Annotated in this window: 20 protein-coding genes; 10 read left to right on the plus strand and 10 right to left on the minus strand. The window is 70.1% G+C overall.

The features are described from left to right. Nucleotides 1-70: 70 nt before the first annotated feature. From trxA to BG418_RS22035, 4 genes are all read right to left on the minus strand, one after another. The gene (gene trxA, locus BG418_RS22020; protein WP_223185236.1) at nt 71-406 is read right to left on the minus strand and encodes a thioredoxin; all 336 of its coding nucleotides are present in this window, start codon (nt 404-406) and stop codon (nt 71-73) included. A gap of 5 nt (nt 407-411) precedes the next feature. Further along, nucleotides 412-804, minus strand: coding sequence for a MerR family transcriptional regulator (locus tag BG418_RS22025; RefSeq protein WP_188275671.1), 393 nt, complete (start codon nt 802-804; stop codon nt 412-414). 74 nt (nt 805-878) lie between these two features. Continuing rightward, nucleotides 879-2,093, minus strand: coding sequence for a helix-turn-helix domain-containing protein (locus BG418_RS22030; protein WP_188275672.1), 1,215 nt, complete (start codon nt 2,091-2,093; stop codon nt 879-881). A gap of 69 nt (nt 2,094-2,162) precedes the next feature. Beyond that, nucleotides 2,163-2,312 carry a hypothetical protein gene (locus BG418_RS22035; protein ID WP_188275673.1) on the minus strand — a complete coding sequence of 50 codons (150 nt, stop codon included), beginning with the start codon at nt 2,310-2,312 and terminating at the stop codon, nt 2,163-2,165. A 113-nt stretch (nt 2,313-2,425) separates the two neighbouring features. On the opposite strand from BG418_RS22035, the gene BG418_RS22040 reads away from it, so the two are divergent. Together BG418_RS22040 and BG418_RS22045 are read left to right on the plus strand one after the other, a co-directional pair. After that, nucleotides 2,426-2,902, plus strand: coding sequence for an NUDIX domain-containing protein (locus BG418_RS22040; protein ID WP_188275674.1), 477 nt, complete (start codon nt 2,426-2,428; stop codon nt 2,900-2,902). 106 nt (nt 2,903-3,008) lie between these two features. Continuing rightward, nucleotides 3,009-3,260, plus strand: coding sequence for a hypothetical protein (locus tag BG418_RS22045; protein WP_188275675.1), 252 nt, complete (start codon nt 3,009-3,011; stop codon nt 3,258-3,260). 18 nt (nt 3,261-3,278) lie between these two features. Here the strand turns inward: BG418_RS22045 and BG418_RS22050 are convergent, their stop codons facing one another. Next, nucleotides 3,279-3,749, minus strand: coding sequence for an NUDIX domain-containing protein (locus tag BG418_RS22050; RefSeq protein ID WP_188275676.1), 471 nt, complete (start codon nt 3,747-3,749; stop codon nt 3,279-3,281). A gap of 82 nt (nt 3,750-3,831) precedes the next feature. Continuing rightward, complete coding sequence (locus tag BG418_RS22055; RefSeq protein ID WP_188275677.1) at nt 3,832-4,347, minus strand: Lrp/AsnC family transcriptional regulator; 516 nt, start codon at nt 4,345-4,347, stop codon at nt 3,832-3,834. Between the two features lie 45 nt (nt 4,348-4,392). Here BG418_RS22055 and BG418_RS22060 point away from each other — a divergent pair, with 45 nt between their 5' ends. Both BG418_RS22060 and BG418_RS22065 read left to right on the plus strand, forming a co-directional pair. Beyond that, nucleotides 4,393-5,322: an NAD-dependent epimerase/dehydratase family protein gene (locus BG418_RS22060; protein WP_188275678.1), complete on the plus strand. Its 930-nt coding sequence runs from the start codon at nt 4,393-4,395 to the stop codon at nt 5,320-5,322. A gap of 1 nt (nt 5,323) precedes the next feature. Then, complete coding sequence (locus BG418_RS22065) at nt 5,324-6,199, plus strand: aldo/keto reductase (RefSeq protein WP_188275679.1); 876 nt, start codon at nt 5,324-5,326, stop codon at nt 6,197-6,199. Between the two features lie 16 nt (nt 6,200-6,215). Here the strand turns inward: BG418_RS22065 and BG418_RS22070 are convergent, their stop codons facing one another. From BG418_RS22070 to BG418_RS22080, 3 genes are all read right to left on the minus strand, one after another. Then, a complete protein-coding gene (locus BG418_RS22070) occupies nt 6,216-6,584 on the minus strand; it encodes a hypothetical protein (protein WP_188275680.1) in 369 nt (122 codons plus the stop codon). Nucleotides 6,585-6,627: 43 nt separating this feature from the next. After that, on the minus strand, nt 6,628-7,401 hold the full coding sequence (locus BG418_RS22075) for a DUF2127 domain-containing protein (RefSeq protein WP_188275681.1): 774 nt from the start codon (nt 7,399-7,401) through the stop codon (nt 6,628-6,630). Between the two features lie 74 nt (nt 7,402-7,475). After that, complete coding sequence (locus tag BG418_RS22080) at nt 7,476-8,876, minus strand: cation:dicarboxylate symporter family transporter (protein WP_188275682.1); 1,401 nt, start codon at nt 8,874-8,876, stop codon at nt 7,476-7,478. Between the two features lie 163 nt (nt 8,877-9,039). Here BG418_RS22080 and BG418_RS22085 point away from each other — a divergent pair, with 163 nt between their 5' ends. The 6 genes from BG418_RS22085 to BG418_RS22110 all read left to right on the plus strand — a co-directional run bounded on the left by BG418_RS22085 (nt 9,040) and on the right by BG418_RS22110 (nt 15,252). Continuing rightward, nucleotides 9,040-10,635 (plus strand): sensor histidine kinase, encoded by a 1,596-nt coding sequence (locus BG418_RS22085; protein WP_188275683.1) that lies wholly within the window; start codon nt 9,040-9,042, stop codon nt 10,633-10,635. Further along, nucleotides 10,632-11,321: a response regulator gene (locus tag BG418_RS22090; RefSeq protein WP_188275684.1), complete on the plus strand. Its 690-nt coding sequence runs from the start codon at nt 10,632-10,634 to the stop codon at nt 11,319-11,321. The genes BG418_RS22085 and BG418_RS22090 overlap by 4 nt, the downstream gene beginning before the upstream one ends. Nucleotides 11,322-11,425: 104 nt before the next feature. After that, nucleotides 11,426-12,781: an extracellular solute-binding protein gene (locus BG418_RS22095; RefSeq protein ID WP_188275685.1), complete on the plus strand. Its 1,356-nt coding sequence runs from the start codon at nt 11,426-11,428 to the stop codon at nt 12,779-12,781. Next, nucleotides 12,778-13,635 carry a carbohydrate ABC transporter permease gene (locus BG418_RS22100; protein WP_188275686.1) on the plus strand — a complete coding sequence of 286 codons (858 nt, stop codon included), beginning with the start codon at nt 12,778-12,780 and terminating at the stop codon, nt 13,633-13,635. Before BG418_RS22095 ends, BG418_RS22100 begins: the two co-directional genes overlap by 4 nt. Next, entirely contained in the window at nt 13,635-14,459 is an 825-nt protein-coding gene (locus BG418_RS22105) for a carbohydrate ABC transporter permease (protein ID WP_188275687.1), read from the plus strand. Before BG418_RS22100 ends, BG418_RS22105 begins: the two co-directional genes overlap by 1 nt. 142 nt (nt 14,460-14,601) lie before the next feature. Further along, nucleotides 14,602-15,252, plus strand: coding sequence for a helix-turn-helix domain-containing protein (locus BG418_RS22110; protein ID WP_398999843.1), 651 nt, complete (start codon nt 14,602-14,604; stop codon nt 15,250-15,252). Between the two features lie 27 nt (nt 15,253-15,279). Here BG418_RS22110 and BG418_RS22115 read toward each other — a convergent pair whose 3' ends face one another. Beyond that, the gene (locus BG418_RS22115; RefSeq protein ID WP_188275689.1) at nt 15,280-16,305 is read right to left on the minus strand and encodes an ATP-dependent 6-phosphofructokinase; all 1,026 of its coding nucleotides are present in this window, start codon (nt 16,303-16,305) and stop codon (nt 15,280-15,282) included. Nucleotides 16,306-16,536: the final 231 nt, after the last annotated feature.

Raw genomic sequence — 16,536 nt, forward strand, 5'->3', positions numbered from 1 at the left:
GCCGCAATATCGGACCGGGGTTTGTTGTGTATTAGGGGGTTACTCTCCCACTCCCCTACAGCACGTCACCTCACAACACATCGTCGAGCTCCTGAAGCAGACGGCGCTTGGGGCGCGCCCCCACCATGGACTTCACGGGCTCGCCGGCGCGGAACACCATGAGGGTCGGCATCGAGAGCACCCCGTACCTGACGGTCGTCTCCGGATCCTTGTCAACATCCAGCTGGACGACCTTGAGCCGGTCGCCCTCCTCGAAGGCGATGTCCCGCAGCACCGGCGCGAGCTGCCGGCAGGGCCCGCACCATTCGGCGGTGAACTCCACGAGAACGGGAAGATCGGCCTCCAGCACTTCCCGGGCGAAGGTCGCATCGGTCACCACATCCACACCTGCTACTGCCTGCCCCATTGAACTCACTCCCCTGTCATCTCACATCGAGGTTCCCGCGAACCGGCCTCCAGCTCGGCCCGCGCCAATTGCGCACCGACCTGATCGCGTACGGCACCGAGCTGCCCGATCAGCCCGTCGAGCTCGGCGAGCTTGCGCCGATAGACGGCGAGCGAGGCCGGACAGGTGTCCCCCGCCGGATGCCCCGCCCGCAGACACTCCACAAAGGGCCGCGTCTCCTCCAGCTCGAACCCGAAGTCCTGCAGGGTCCGGATCTGCTGAAGCAGCCGCAGGTCCTCCTCGTCATACGTGCGATACCCGTTCTCCGCACGCCGCGCGGCCAACAGCCCCCGCGACTCGTAATACCGCAGCGCCCGAGTGGTGGTCCCGGCCCGAGCGGCCAGCTCGCCGATTCGCATACTGCGACGGTAATCCTTGACGCGGACGTCAAGGCAAGGGGGTTTTCGGGGGCGGGGTGTGCCGTGGCCGCCGCTCAGTTGGCGATGCCCAGGAACTCGGCGAGCTTGCGCAGGCCGGGTGGGCGGTTCGGCCCCGCCCAGAGGTCCGACACGATCGCGACCGCGAAGGTGTGGTGCCGCATCCACGCGGGCGCGACCTTCCGCAGCGACTCCAGCGCTCGTACGGCACCCCCGGCGTCCCCGATGTCCGTGTGCGCCCGGGCCACGTCCAGCAGCAGCCAGGTGCGCCACGACGGTGGGGTGTCGGCACTGAGGCGCATGCCCTTGGCCAGGGCCAGTGCCTCCTCGGGGCGTGCGTGCTGCACGGCGAGGCGGACCCGTTCGATACGTACGGACGACTTCGAGAAGACCGACACCAACTTGCCGTCGGCCGGGGGCGGAAGCGTCGCCAGACGGCCGGCCGCCCGCTCGGCGGTCCGCATCATCTCGTCGGCCGTGGCGTAGTCGTCGCGCCGGGCGTAACTGGTCGCCGCCGACATGAGCAGCCCGCCCCACACCCGTACCCCCTCCGAGGTGTGCGTGTGGTCCCGCTCGACGCCGTCGGCGGCATGTACGGCCAGGTGGGTCGCATCGTCGAGACGGTTCTGCCGCTGGTACGCCCACGCGACGGAGTTGGACGCCATCGCCGCCAGCAGCGGGTCGGACGACTGCCCGGCGGCGTCTATGGCGCGTTCCAGCGCCGAAAGCGCCAGATCGGACTTGCCGAGCCGAATCGCGAGGTGACCGCCGAGTTGCAGGGCCTTGCCCAACGCGGCCTGTCCGTCCGCCCGTTGATCGGCACTGCCCACGGCGGCCATGAGACGCGCATCCGCGATGATGCCGGGCAGCACATCCATGAGACGGACGAACTCGGCGTCGTGATAGAGGGTCCAGCCCTGCGACAGCTCGGCCCGCAGCAGCGGCAACGAGAGCTGCTCGCCACCGGACGGCTCCGGGGGCGGGGCGAACAGCGGCGGCATGATCGCGCGCCGCACGGCGACGAGTTGAGGCGGATCGGCCTCCCCGGTGGACGGCACGCCGGGCGGATCACCGAGAAGAGCGGTCAACTCGGCCCCGAGCCCCTTGGACAGGGCGTGCAGCGTCGGAAGCCGCGCACTGTGCTTACGCCGCTGCTCCAGCTTCCGAATCACGTCAACAGACACGCCCGACCGCTCGGCCAGCCCCTCCTGCGTCAGATCCGCAAGACGCCGCAACCTCGCCACACGATCGCCCAGGTGCTCAGTGGCCATGAGTCTGAAGCTACCGTCACGACGGCCGGTCCCGCGCAGGGATGCACCGATGTACGGGCGGAGCCGCGCTCACCTCCCACCGCCCGGCAGCGCGTCGAGCACGAGGTCCTGAAGATCCTCGATCTCCGCCCAGCCGCGCGTGCTCTGCCATTCCCCGAGCCGCGCGGCGGCGTCCCGCACGGCGTGTGCCGTCAGGGCCTTCGCCGCACTCGCTGCCATGCGTGCGAGCGTAGTGGGCCGCTTGCTCCCGCGAGCCACGGTGCGGGAAGAGACCGACCCGGCGCGTCAACGACCGGCTCCAGCCGCCGAATTCGGGCAAGTAGGCTCCTGCCGTGCCCGAGAACGACGAAGAGCAGCGGATGGCACGGCCGCGCATGGCGGCGGGCGCGGTGTTCTCGGACTTCCGGGGTCGCGTACTTCTGGTCCGTCCCTCGTACAAGCCGATGTGGGAGATTCCCGGTGGTTACGTCGAGTCAGGCGAGTCCCCGCTGGCCGCGTGCCGCCGCGAGGTTCAGGAAGAGCTGGGCATCACTCCGCCCATCGGCCCACTCCTCGTCGTCGACTGGGCACCCAGCGAGCGCGAGGGCGACAAGGTCCTGTACATCTTCGACGGCGGAGAGCTCAGCGCGGACGAGGCGGCATCGCTCAGGCTTGCCCCTGACGAGTTGCTGGCCGCGGAGTTTCACCCCGTGCAGGACCTTGACCGGCTTCTCATCCCGAGACTCGCCCGTCGGGTCGAGCAGGCCGCCGCGGCCCGGGTACACGGGCATCCCGTGTACCTCGAACACGGCAAGCCCGTAGGCAGCTGAGGCCAACTAAGCCCTCCAAAGTAGCCCGTTACGTCCCTGTGGCCGCCGATCCCGCGACGGCAAGATCACAGCACGATCAGCAGCCACACAGGACGGGTGAATCCGCATGGAGATGTCGCAGTGGAAGGGCGGCTGGGACAGAGCCGCTGAGGCCACCGATGCGCTCGAGGACGCGCTCGGGGCCATCGGCGCACCGGACAACGCCAGGGCGCGGCTGCGGCCGGTGGTGAGTGGTCGCGGCACGCCATGGGTCGACGTCGGGGCGATCCCCGCCGGGCTGGCGGAGAAGGTCGCGGAGGTCCTGCGAGCCGGATCCGGTCCCGCCGCTTCGCCGATGGGCCGCCCGCGTACATCGTGACCGCCACGGCTCGCTCCCCTACCCCAAATACGGCGTATCCCGATTCGCCAAGAAGTGGTCGAGCCGCGGCCGCTGGGTGTGGTGGATCGGCAGGGCGTTGAGCTCGGCCGGGGCCACGAAGCGGAGTTCTGTGCTCTCGTCCGAGAGGGCCAGCGTTCCCCCGGTCACGCGTGCCGTGAAGCAGATGTTGAACTGGCGGCGCACTTCGCCGTCCGTGTACGCGATCACATGGCGCGGGTCCGTGTACGTGCCGACCAGCCCGGTGATCTCCACGTCCAGCCCCGTCTCCTCCTTGACCTCCCGCACCGCCGTGCCCGGCAGTGAGTCGGTCATCTCCATGCCGCCGCCCGGCAGCGCCCACAGGCCGTTGTCCCGCCGTCGCTGGAGCAGGATGCGGCCGTCGTCGTCCGTGATCACGGCGGAGGCCGCCACCACCAGGCTGTTGGGTTCGGGGGCCTCGGGATCGTCGTAGAACTCGGTCCGTGCCACGAGTTCACCCTGCCACGGAGGTCACCTCCACGGGGTCGGAGGTTCGCCGGGACCGCGGACGACCAGTACCACCGCGCGGCCCTCACCCCACCGGCCCCAACCCCCTCCCCTCCACCGGAGACGACAGCACGATCGACGTCGTCGTGCGGCCCAGCGCCGACACCTCCGACAGGATCTCTTCCAAGTGCCCCGTGTCCGCGACCGCGACCTTGATGATCCAGCAGTCCTCGCCCACCACGTGGTGGACCTCGCGGATCTCCTGGCGGGCCATCAGCTCCAGGGTCCTGGGGTGTTTCAGCGTGTAGCCGCCGTGCGGGTTGACGCGGATGAACGCCTGGATGCCGTAGCCGAGGCGGGCCGGGTCGACCCGCGCGCCGTAACCCGTGATCGCGCCGCTCGACTCAAGCCGCCGCAGCCGTTCCGTCACCGCCGCCGGGCTCAGCCGCACCCGGCGGCCCAGCTCACTCAGCTTGATCCGGCCCTCCGCCTGGACCACTTCCAGCAGGTGCCGATCGACCTGATCGAAGGTCGGTGAGGAATCGTTGGCCGGACCCTTCGAACTCCGCGATTCCTTTGGTACAGCGACCAGTTCTCCCATGTTTCCCCCTTCAGGACGCGCCCCGTCAACGTAACACTTGTGGACATGACACAAGAGGCGGCAAGGACACGAAACGTGCTGGTCATCGGCGGTAACCGCTACTTCGGCAAGCGGCTCATCGCCCGGCTGCTCGGCGCCGGGGACCGGGTCACCGTACTGAACCGGGGGTCCGCGCCACCCCCGCCCGGCGCCGAACACCTCGTCGCCGACCGCGACGACGAGGCCGCCCTCGAAACCGCCCTCGCGCACCGCACCTTCGACGTCGTCTTCGACCAGGTCTGCTACACCCCGCGCCAGGCCGCCATCGCCCGCCGCGTCTTCGCCCACCGCACCCGCCGGTATGTCATGACCTCCACCGTCGAGGTGTACGAGTACGAGGACTCTCCCCTACCGGTGTCAGAAACCGCCATCGACCCCGCCCATATCGACATCGACCTTGAACTCCCCTGGGGCGACCGCGAGTTCCTCAACGCCCACTACGGCGAAGGCAAGCGGCAGGCCGAAGCCGTCCTCGCCGCACGCCCCGCCGACTTCCCGTACGTCTCCGTCCGCGTCGCCCACGTCCTCGGCGGCGCCGACGACTTCACCGGGCGTATCGCGCACTACGCGGACCGCATGCGTAACGGCGAAGCCGTCGCCGTGCCCGTCCGCAACCAGCCCGCCACCTACATCAACGTCGACGAGATCGCCGATTTCCTGTTCTGGGTCGGCGGACAGGACTTCACCGGACCCGTCAACGCCGCCTCCCACGGGCCGCTCACCACCCACGACATCGTCGACGCCGTCGCCGAAAACCGACCCGCCATCTACCAAACCGTCGACGTCGGCGAAGTCTCCCCCTTCTCCTTCCGTCGCGCGTACGCCATGGACAACTCCCGCGCCGAACGCCTCGGCTTCGCCTTCTCCCAGACCAAGGACTGGCTCACGGACGCCGTGGCCGAAACCCTCAAGAACACGACCAGAGGAGTCAACTAGCATGCAGTACCGCGCACTTGGGGATCTGAAGGTCAGCGCCATCGGGTACGGCGCCATGCCGCTCTCCATCGAAGGGCGGCCCGACGAGAGCCGCGCCCTCGCCACCGTTCACGCCGCCCTCGACGCGGGCGTCACCCTGCTCGACACCGCCGACTCGTACTACGCCCCCGGCGGCAACCCCGGCCACAACGAATCACTGCTCGCCCGCGCGCTCGCCTCGTACGGCAGCTCGCTCGACGGCGTACTGGTCGCCACGAAGGGCGGGCGGGGGCGTACGGACGACGGGGACTGGAGTGTCGACGGGCGGCCGGAGCATCTGAAGCGGGCCGCGAAGGAGTCGTTGGGGCGGCTCGGCACCGACGCCATCGGGCTGTACCAGCTGCACAAGCCCGATCCCGCCGTCCCGTTCGCCGAATCCCTCGGCGCGCTGCGCGAACTCCTCGACGAGGGTGTCATCCGGCTCGCCGGGCTCTCCAATGTCGACGAGGCGCAGATCCGGCAGGCGCGGGACATTCTCGGGGACCGGCTGGTCTCCGTGCAGAACCGGTACTCCGCCGCCGTACGCGACGCCGAGCCCGAGCTGCGTCTCACCGCCGAGCTGGGTCTTGCCTTCCTGCCCTGGAGTCCGCTCGGCGGGATCTCGCGCAGTTCGCTGGACGGGGCGTCGGCGGTCGCGGCCGACCCCGCGTTCGACGGGTTCCACACCGTGGCCCGCGAACGCGGCGTCAGCCCTCAACAGGTCGCGCTGGCCTGGCTGCTCGGCCGCTCGCCCAACGTCGTGCCCATCCCGGGCGGCAGCCGCCCCGAGTCCGTACGGGACTCGGCCGCGGCCGCCGACCTGGTCCTGGACGACGACGAACTGGCGTTGTTGCCCTGACCGCCGTGCGCCGTGCTCAGTGGCGGCGCCGGTTGCGGATCTTCCGCACGATCCACCAGATCACCAGGACCACCAGCGCGACGAAGAGCAGGAAGATCACCAACAGGAAGATGCCCAGCTTCTTGAGGAAGCTCTTCTTTTTCTTCTTCGGCTTGGCGAGGGTGGTGTGCGCCGACTTGTCGTACGTCACGTACGCCGCGGACTGCGCGGCGGGCGCCTGTGCGCCCGTCGTGCGCGCCTCGGAAGCCGTGGTGGACGTCGCCGCCGACACCGTACGCACCACCGCGCTCGACGGCGCCGCCTCGGCCGCCGCCGGGGCCATCAGGGCCCCGCCCAGCAGCAGGGACAGCACCACGGCTGCCTTACGAATACCTCGGTTGTTCATTGCCCTCGTCGCTGTTGTCGTTGTTGTCATCGTCCGAGTCCCTTCACGTCGTCCCCACCGCGAGACCGGCCGTCGCCTCGACTTCCATCAGCGACGCGCTGTGTCGCTCCGCCTCAAAGGCTGCCCGTCCGCCGCGCAGGCCGAACAGGCGCTTGGAGAGCAGGATCCAGAGCACGGCGAGCACATTGAGCGCCAGCGTGACGATCTTGAAGGGGCTGACCTTCTCGGTGAGTTCGTAGATCTCCAGCGGAAGGAACGCCGCCGTCGCCACCACCGTCAGGTACTCCGCCCAGCGCTCGCCCCGCCACAGGCCGACGGCCTCGACGAGCTCGATCAGCGCGTACACGAGCAGCGCCGCTGCCACGGCCACCAGCGTGGAGTGCTTGTAGCCGAACGACTTGCGGATGGAGTCGACGACCGGCGAGTGGTCCAGGTCGTAGTGGAAGTGCTGGAAGACCGGGCGGAAGACGTCCAGGTTCTCGTCGAAGAGCTGGCGCACCGAGTCCTGGCTGTTGCTGAACTTCCAGATGGCGAGCGCCACCAGGACGATGAACACCCCGCGCACCAGCCGCTCGACGGCCAGGAACCGCAGGATGAACAGGTCCCGCAGCACCTTTCCGCGCGGCACCAGCGGCGCGTCGTCCGCCGGGCCCGAGCCGTGCGGGGTGCCGAGGGCGAAGTCGCCGCAGCGCAGACAGCGCCAGGCCTCGCCGAGCCCGGTGTGGGCGCGCAGCCGGTGCTTCAGCTGCGCCTCGTGCGGCTCGTACGTCACATGGCCGCGCCGTGCGCAGGTACGCCGGTCCCAGTCGATCTTCATGCTCGCCTTCATCTCCCCGTCACCCGCTTCCGGACGGACGCCCCGCACCGTAGTGGACGCCTGTCCAGACGCGCTCAGGGGGTGGCGGGTTCCCGCTGATCAGGGACTTCGGCCGGAGCATCCTCAACCGAAGGACCGCCGTGGTCGTCGCCCGACGCGAACAGCACGTCGTCGAACGGCGCCCTGCCCGCCAGCACCTCCTCCACGCGCGCCTTGTCGATCTCCTTGGTCCAGGTACCCACCAGAACCGTCGCCACCGCGTTGCCCGCGAAGTTCGTCAGCGCCCGCGCCTCGCTCATGAAGCGGTCGATGCCGACGATCAGGCCGACGCCGTCGACCAGTTCGGGGCGGTGCGACTGGAGACCGCCGGCCAGGGTGGCCAGGCCCGCGCCGGTGACGCCCGCCGCGCCCTTGGAGGCGACGATCATGAACAGGAGCAGCGAGATCTGCTGGCCCGCGCTGAGCGGCTCGCCCATCGCGTTGGCGATGAACAGTGAGGACATCGTGAGGTAGATCGCGGTGCCGTCGAGGTTGAAGGAGTAGCCGGTCGGGACCGTGATGCCCGCCACTGCCCGGCTCACGCCGAGGTGCTCCATCTTGGCGATCAGGCGCGGCAGCGCGGTCTCCGAGGACGAGGTGGACAGGATCAGCAGGAACTCGCGGCCCAGGTACTTCAGGAGCCGGAAGATGTTCACCCCGGCGAGCAGCCGCAGCAGGGTGCCGAGGACCACGAAGACGAAGAGCGCGCAGGTGATGTAGAAGCCGATCATGATGACGGCCAGCGATTTCAGCGCGTCCGTGCCGGTCTCGCCGACCACCGCCGCGATGGCGCCGAACGCGCCCACGGGAGCGGCCCACATCACCATCGACAGGATCCGGAAGACCAGCTTCTGGATGTGGCCGATCCCGCGCAGCACCGGCTCGCCCGCCTTGCCCATGGCCTGCAGCGCGAAGCCGACGAGCAGGGCGATCAGGAGCGTCTGGAGGACCTGGCCCTCGGTGAACGCCGAGACCATCGTCTTGGGGATGATCCCGAGCAGGAAGTCGGCCGTCGACTCGCTGGCGCCGGCCGCCTGCTTGGCGCCCACGTGCCGGGTGGCCTCGGTCAGGTGCAGTCCGGAGCCGGGCTCCAGGATGTTGCCGACGACCAGGCCGATGGCGAGCGCCACGGTCGACATCACCAGGAAGTAGCCGAGCGCGAGGCCGCCGACCACGCCGACCTTGGCGGCTTTGCGGACCGAGCCGATGCCGAGCACGATCGTGCAGAAGATGATCGGCGAGATCAGCATCTTGATCAGGTTCACGAAGCCGGTGCCGATGGGCTTCAGCTCGACGGCGACGCCGGGAGCCGCGAAGCCCACCGCGATGCCGATCAGTACCGCGCCGACGACGGCGAGGTAGAGGTAGTGGGTACGGCGGTCCCCCCGGCCCTCGGGGGCCTGGGGTCGGTCCCGCCTGGCGGCTGCTGTGGTCACGGGGTGCCTCCTCCTGCTTCCCGTACGCGTCCCGCGTACGGCGGTCCACGTCCCGGTGGATCCCCGCGACTATCCACCAGGCTGTGACACGCGTCACCGTTGCGTGCATTTCGTTCACGCACCTTGTTCAAACTGCGACCTGCGCCGGTGCACACTGTCCGGCATGCGCATTCCCCGTCCCCGCAGCCTCGCGGGCCAGCTCTTCGCCATGCAGGTGGTGCTGGTCGCGGCGATCGTGGCGGGCTGCGCGCTCTACTCGTACGTACAGGACCGGGCGCAGGCCGAGGAGACCGCGCGGCGCCAGACCACCGCGATCGCGACCGCCGTCGCCACCTCGCCCGCGGTCGTGGAGGCGGCCCGCTCCAAGGACCCGACGGCCGTCCTCCAGCCGTACGCGGAGACGCTGCGGCACACCTCGGGCGTCGACTTCGTGGTGGTCCTCGCGCCGGACGGGACGCGCTGGACGCATCCGGTGCCCGGCGAGATCGGCCGCAAGTACCTCGGCGACATCCGGCCCGCGCTGCGGGGAGAAACGTTCAGTGAGACGCACATGGGCGTGCTCGGGCCCTCGGTGAGGGTCGTGGCGCCCGTACTCGACCACGGCAGAATCACCGCCCTGGTCAGCGCGGGCATCACCATCGACAAGATCAGCGAGCAGGTGCGCAAGCAGGTCGCGGCGCTGCTCGCGGTCGCCTCCGGGGTGCTGGCGTTCGGCGGCCTCGGCACGTATGTGATCAACGCGCGGCTGCGGCGGCACACCCATGGGATGAACGCGGCCGAGCTCAGCCAGATGCACGACTACCACCAGGCCGCGCTGCACGCCGTGCGCGAGGGGCTGCTGATGCTGGACGGGCAGCGCCGGATCGCGCTGATCAACGACGGCGGGCGGGAGCTGCTCGGGCTCGGCGAGGACGCGGTGGGGCAGTCCGTCGCCGGGCTCGGGCTGCCCGCGTCGCTCGTCGGGGCGCTGCTCGCCAGCGAGCCGAGGGCGGACGAGGTCCATATGACGGCCGACCGGATCGTGGTGGTGAACACCCGGCCGGTCACCAGCGGCGGCCGCCGGGGCACGGTCGTGACCCTGCGCGACCACACCGAACTCCAGGCGCTTTCAGGGGAGTTGGACTCCGAGCGCGGCTTCACCCAGGCGCTGCGGGCGCAGGCGCACGAGGCCGCCAACCGGCTGCACGCCGTGGTCTCGCTGATCGAGCTGGGCCGGGCCGAGGAGGCCGTGGAGTTCGCCACCGCCGAGCTGGAGCTCGCCCAGGCGCTCACCGACCAGGTGGTGACGGCCGTCGGCGAGCCGGTGCTCGCCGCGCTGCTGCTCGGCAAGGCCGCGCAGGCCAACGAACACGGCGTCGAGCTGAGCCTGACCGAGGGCAGCGCCATCGAGGACGGTCTGCTGCCGCCGACCCTGCCCTCGCGCGACCTGGTCACCGTGCTCGGCAACCTGGTGGACAACGCGGTCGACGCGGCCCAGGGCAGCGCGGGCGCCCGGGTGGCGGTCACGCTCGCCACCGAGGGCGAGGAACTTCTCGTACGGGTGGCCGACAGCGGGGCGGGTGTCGACCCGGCGGCCGCCGACGCGGTCTTCGAGCGCGGCTGGTCCACCAAGAGCCCCGGGCGCGGGATCGGGCTCGCGCTGGTCCGGCTGACCGTGGCACGGCACGGCGGCAGTGTGGAGCTCACCCAAGGGCCTTACGGCGGCGCCGAGTTCACCGTACGGCTGCCGCTGCTGCGCAGTGAGGCCGTGCCGGTATGAGCGGCGAAGGCCCCATCAGAGTGCTGGTCGTCGAGGACGACCCGGTCGCCGCCGACGCGCACCGGCTGTACGTCGGGCGGGTGCCCGGCTTCACGGTCGCCGGGGTCGCCCACTCGCGGGCCGAGGCGCTGCGCGCGCTCGACCGCGTCGAGGTCGATCTGCTCCTGCTCGACCTCTACCTCCCCGACGGGCACGGCCTCCACCTGGTCCGCTCGCTGCGGGCGGCCGGGCACGGCGCGGATGTCATCGCGGTGACCTCGGCGCGCGATCTGACGATGGTCCGCGAGGGCGTCTCGCTCGGCGTGGTCCAGTACGTACTGAAGCCGTTCACCTTCGCCACCCTGCGCGACCGGCTGGTGCGCTACGCCGAGTTCCGCGCGACGGCCGGGGAGGCCAGCGGGCAGGAGGAGGTGGACCGGGCCCTTTCCACGCTGCGCGCGCCGCAGCCCACCGCCCTGCCCAAGGGGCTCAGCGCGCCCACGCTCCAGGCCGTCACCCGCACCCTGCGTGCCTCGGCGGCGGGCGTCACGGCGACGGCGGCGGGCGAGGCGGTCGGCATCTCGCGGATCACGGCCCGCCGCTATCTGGAGCACCTGGTCGACACGGGCCGCGCCGAGCGCACCCCGCAGTACGGGCAGATCGGGCGCCCGGAGCTCCAGTACCGCTGGGTCGACTCCCGCCGCTGACAGGGCAGTTGACGACCAGTCACGCCCGCCAGGCCCCATTGACCCTGCCCACCGGCGGCTTTACGTTCACCGGGCAGCCATTCGTGGCCAGAGGAGGTCGTGCCGTGCGCCCCACCGCCCTTGCCCCGTTCATCCTCGCCACCGCGCTCGCCGCCGGTTCGCTCGCCGCCTGCGGCGGCTCCGGCGGTGACTCGGGCACCCTCAAGGTCGCCTACAACCGCTCGACCGACAACAAGGTCCGCTTCAAGGACGACTTCCTGCAGTCGGTGAAGGAGGAGTTCGAGAAGGACAACCCCGGCAAGAAGGTCAAGCTCGTCCCGATCCAGGCCCCGGACAACGACTACGCCACCAAGGCGCAGCAGATGATGCGGTCCTCCAAGACCGCGCCGGACCTCGTCTACGAGGACACCTTCCGTATCAACTCCGACATCAAAGCCGGGTACTTGAGACCGCTGGACGACAGACTGAACGCCTGGGTCTCCTGGAACCGCTTCGTCCCCACGGCGAAGGCGGCGGCCAAGGCCGAGGACGGCAAGACGTACGGGGTGCCGGACGGCACCGACACCCGGGGCCTGTGGTTCAACAAGCAGATCTTCGCGAAGGCGGGCCTGCCCACCGACTGGCAGCCGAGGAACTGGGCGGACATCCTGGCCGCCGCCCGCACCATCAAGCAGAAGGTCCCGGGCGTCATCCCGCTCAACGTCCTGACCGGCAAGGCGGTCGGCGAGGCTGCGGTGATGCAGGGCTTCGAGATGCTGCTGTACGGCACGGGCGAGAACCCGCTGTACGACCCCACCGAGCGGAAGTGGATCACCGGCTCGCAGGGCTTCCGGGACGCGCTCTCCTTCGTACGGACGGTGTACGGGGAGAAGCTCGGCCCCGATGTCTCCGACGCGCTCGACGCCAATGTGAACACCCGGGTCGCCACCGAGTGGCTGCCCGAGGGCAAGCTCGCGATCGCGCTCGACGGGTCGTGGCTGGGCCAGTTCTGGACCGCCAAGGGCGCCAAACCGTGGCCGTCCTGGCCGACCGCGCTCGGCCGGGCCGCGATGCCGACCAAGGACGGGCAGGCCCCCGGCCGGATCTCCCTGTCCGGCGGCTTCACCTGGGCGATCCCGCAGAAGGCCAAGAACCCGGACCTGGCCTGGGAGTTCATCAAGCTGATGCAGACGCCCGTCAACGCGGTGAAGTGGGACGTGGTCGACGCGCAGATCGCGGTGCGCGACGACGTGGCGGCGGACCCCGCGTATCTGAAGTCGATGCCGGGCATCGACTTCTTCACGGGTCTGGTGAAGTACACCCGCTACCGCCCCGCGCTGCCGGTCTATCCGCAGGTGTCGACCGCGATCGGCGAGGCGATGGAGGCGGTGACCACGGGTGACTCCTCGGCGGCGGACGCGGCGAAGTCGTACGACTCCCAACTGAAGACGATCACGCAGGGCGCGGTGACGGCCCGGTGACGGCGCGGCCGCTGCGCTGGCTCCCGCTCGCCCCCGCCACTCTGCTCCTGCTGCTCTTCCTGGCCGGCCCCATCGGCTACTGCGTCTACATCGCGTTCACGGACATGCAGTTGACCGGTTCGTCCGGCACCAGCTTCGTCGGGTTCGCCAACTTCCGGCGGGCGTTCGCCGACCCCGGGTTCCGCAACGCCGTCTGGCTGACGCTGGTGTTCACCGTGCTGTCCTCGATCGTCGGGCAGAACACGCTGGGCCTCGCGCTCGCCGCGCTGATGCGGCGCGCCTCGAAGCCGGTGCGCACGCTCACCGGGGCGCTGGTGATCGCGGCCTGGGTGCTGCCGGAGATCGTCGCGGCGTTCCTGCTGTACGCCTTCTTCCGCCGCGAGGGCACCCTCAACGCGATCCTCGACTGGCTCCATCTGCCCACCCAGAACTGGCTGTTCGGGCTGCCGATCCTCGCGGTGTCGTTCGCCAACGTGTGGCGCGGCACCGCGTTCTCGATGCTGATCTACTCGGCCGCGCTCGCCGAGATCCCGCAGGAGATCACCGAGGCGGCCGAGGTCGACGGCGCGAGCGGGATCCGGCGCCTGTGGCACATCACGCTGCCGATGATCCGCCGTTCCATCGGCACCAACCTGATGCTCAACACCCTCCAGACGCTCTCCGTCTTCGGGCTGATCTGGGCGATGACCCGGGGCGGCCCGGGCCGGCGCAGCCAGACGCTGCCGGTGTTCATGTACGACCAGGCGTTCCTGAAGAGCCTGATCGGATACGGAACGGCCGTTGCCCTACTGCTCCTTGTGGTGGGAGCGTTGTTCTCCGTGGTCTATCTGCGGCTGATGCGGGTGGAGGTGTGATGCGGCGCCGCACCAAGCAGCGCCTCGCGGCCGACACCGCACTGCTCGGCGTCGCCGCGGCCTTCGCGCTCCCGCTGCTGTGGGTGGTGCTCTCGTCCCTGAACGTCGACGCGGACCTACGGGTACGGCTGCCCGAGTCGCCGACCCTGGACAACTTCTCGGCGGTGTGGACCGACGGCATCACGTTCACGCCGATGCTCAACAGCCTGGTCCTGTGCGGCGGGGCGACCGCGCTGACGGTGGCGTGCGCGGTGCTCGCCGCGTATCCGCTCTCGCGCTACCGCTCGCGCCTGACCCGCCCGTACCTCCTGACGATCCTGTTCACCACGTGCCTGCCGATCACGGCGGTCATGGTGCCGGTGTACGGGCTGTTCGTGCAGGTGAACCTGATCGACACGACGTACGGCACGGCGCTCTTCCTCGCCGCCTCCCAACTCCCGTTCGCCATCTGGCTGATGAAGAACTTCATGGACGGCGTGCCACGCGTCCTGGAAGAGGCGGCCTGGACCGACGGGGCGTCGATGCCGCAGACGCTGTGGCGGGTGATCCTGCCGCTGATGGGGCCGGGCGTGACGGTGGTGACGATCTACACCTTCATCATGCTGTGGGGGAACTTCTTCGTCCCCTTCATGCTCCTGCTCTCCCCCGACCGTCTGCCCGCCTCGGTCTCGATCTTCACTTTCTTCGGCAACTACGGTTCGGTGGTCTACGGCGAACTCGCCGCGTTCTCCATCCTCTACTCGACACCGGTGCTCCTTCTGTACGTGGCGATCGCGCAGCGCCTGGGCGGCGGATTCGCGCTGTCAGGAGCGGTCAAGGGCTGAGCGGACGTCGTGACGTATCCGATAAATGGAGACGTACGTTCCTACGGACTGCCAGATTTGGGCGAACACACCGTGGTCACCCGTCACCCTGTGCACCTACGGTGTGCCCGTGCACCCCACCCCGCCCTTCAACGCCCCCGCCATGCGCCGTCTGCGCGAGGCGCTGGGCATGGCGCCCGGCCATGTCGCCTACGGCCTGTACGCCCAGTACGGGCTGCGGGTCTCCCCCGAGACCGTCGTCCTGTGGGAGCGGGGCCTGACCACGCCCGACTCCCGTGAGCTCACCGCGCTCGCGGGGGTGCTGTGGTGCTCGCCGGGCGACCTGATGGCCGCGGCCGCGACGCTGCGCGAACACCGGATGGCGCGCGGGCTGAGCCCCGAGGACCTGGCGCGCCGGGTCGGAGTGGAGGCCGGGGCGTATCTGAAGATGGAGGAGTCGGGCCGCTGGCGCGGCAACGAACGCCAGTCGGAAGCCCTGTCCGAGGCACTGGGCCTGTCGCTCCGCGAGTACGTCACGGCGACGGGCCAGGAGGACGACCTGGCGGAACTGCTCCGCAGCGCGGTCACCACCCGCTGGCAGGCCTACGTCCGCCCCGCCACCAAACTCCTCCCCCTCCCCCGCCACCACCTCCAGGACGTCCTGGAACAACTCCACACGGACTACCAGGGCCGCATGGTGTCGACGATGAGCTGGGGAACGAGCGGCGCGGCAGCGGACCAGACGGCGGGGGACGCGGGCCGGGAATTCCTGGACCGCATAGTCGACCACTTCTGGGCGCTGGCGCAGGTGTGACGCACCCGCCCGGGGGGCCGGATCAGGTCAGAACACCGACTCCGCCTCGAACATCCGGTCCGTCGGGACCGTCTTCAGCTCCGTGACCGCCGACGCAAGCGGCGCCATCACGATGTCCGTGCCCCGCAGCGCAGTCATGTTGCCGAAGTCGCCCCGGTGCACCGCCTCCACCGCGTGCCACCCGAAACGGGTCGCCAACACCCGGTCGTACGCCGTCGGCACACCGCCGCGCTGCACATGCCCGAGGATGACCGGCCGGGCCTCCTTGCCCAGGCGCCGCTCCAGCTCCACGGCGAGCCGGTTGCCGATGCCCGCGAACCGCTCATGCCCGTACTGGTCGATCGCGCCCTTCTCGTACGGCATGGACCCCTCGGCCGGATGCGCGCCCTCGGCGACGCAGATGACCGCGAACTTCTTGCCGCGCGCGAACCGCTCCTCGACCATCTTCACCAGGTCGTCGACCTCGAACTGCCGCTCCGGCAGACAGATGCCGTGCGCGCCGCCCGCCATCCCGGACTCCAGCGCGATCCACCCCGCGTGGCGCCCCATGACCTCGACGACCATCACCCGCTGATGCGACTCGGCGGTCGTCTTCAGCCGGTCGATGGCTTCGGTGGCGACCATGACGGCGGTGTCGAAGCCGAAGGTGCGGTCGGTGGAGGAGATGTCGTTGTCGATGGTCTTGGGCACGCCGACCACCGGCATCCCCGCATCCGACAGCATCCGGGCAGCGGTGAGCGTGCCCTCGCCGCCGATCGGGATGAGCGCGTCGATGCCGTAGCGGCGGGCGAGTTCCGCGCAGTTCTCGGCGGCCTCGCGCAGCCGGGCGCGCTCCAGACGGGCCGAGCCCAGGATGGTGCCGCCGCGCGCGAGGATGCCGCTCACCGCGTTGAGGTCGAGCGGGCGGAAGTGTCCGTCGAGCAGGCCCTTGAAGCCGTCCTCGAAGCCGATGACCTCGTCGCCGTGGCCGGTCATGGCCCGGTGCACGACCGACCGGATCACTGCGTTCAGGCCGGGGCAGTCGCCGCCTGCGGTGAGAACTCCGATGCGCATCGTGCTCAGTCTCCTGCTCGTTCGGTGCCGTGCTCGGCGGCGCGGGCCATGGACGTACGAGACGTACTGGACGTACGCCAGGACGTCCGCAGGACATCCCGCAGACGTCCCACAACCGCGCCGACGCCCCGATTGTCACACGCACAGCACAGCCCCCGCCCGCCCACCGCCTCCCGGCCGACCGGCCCCCGGGCCGTTGGTCCCACCGCTCCGGGACCTTCGCCCCGGCCT

It is taken from the genome of Streptomyces sp. CBMA152 (genome assembly GCF_014596475.1).
Taxonomy (GTDB): Bacteria; Actinomycetota; Actinomycetes; order Streptomycetales; family Streptomycetaceae; genus Streptomyces.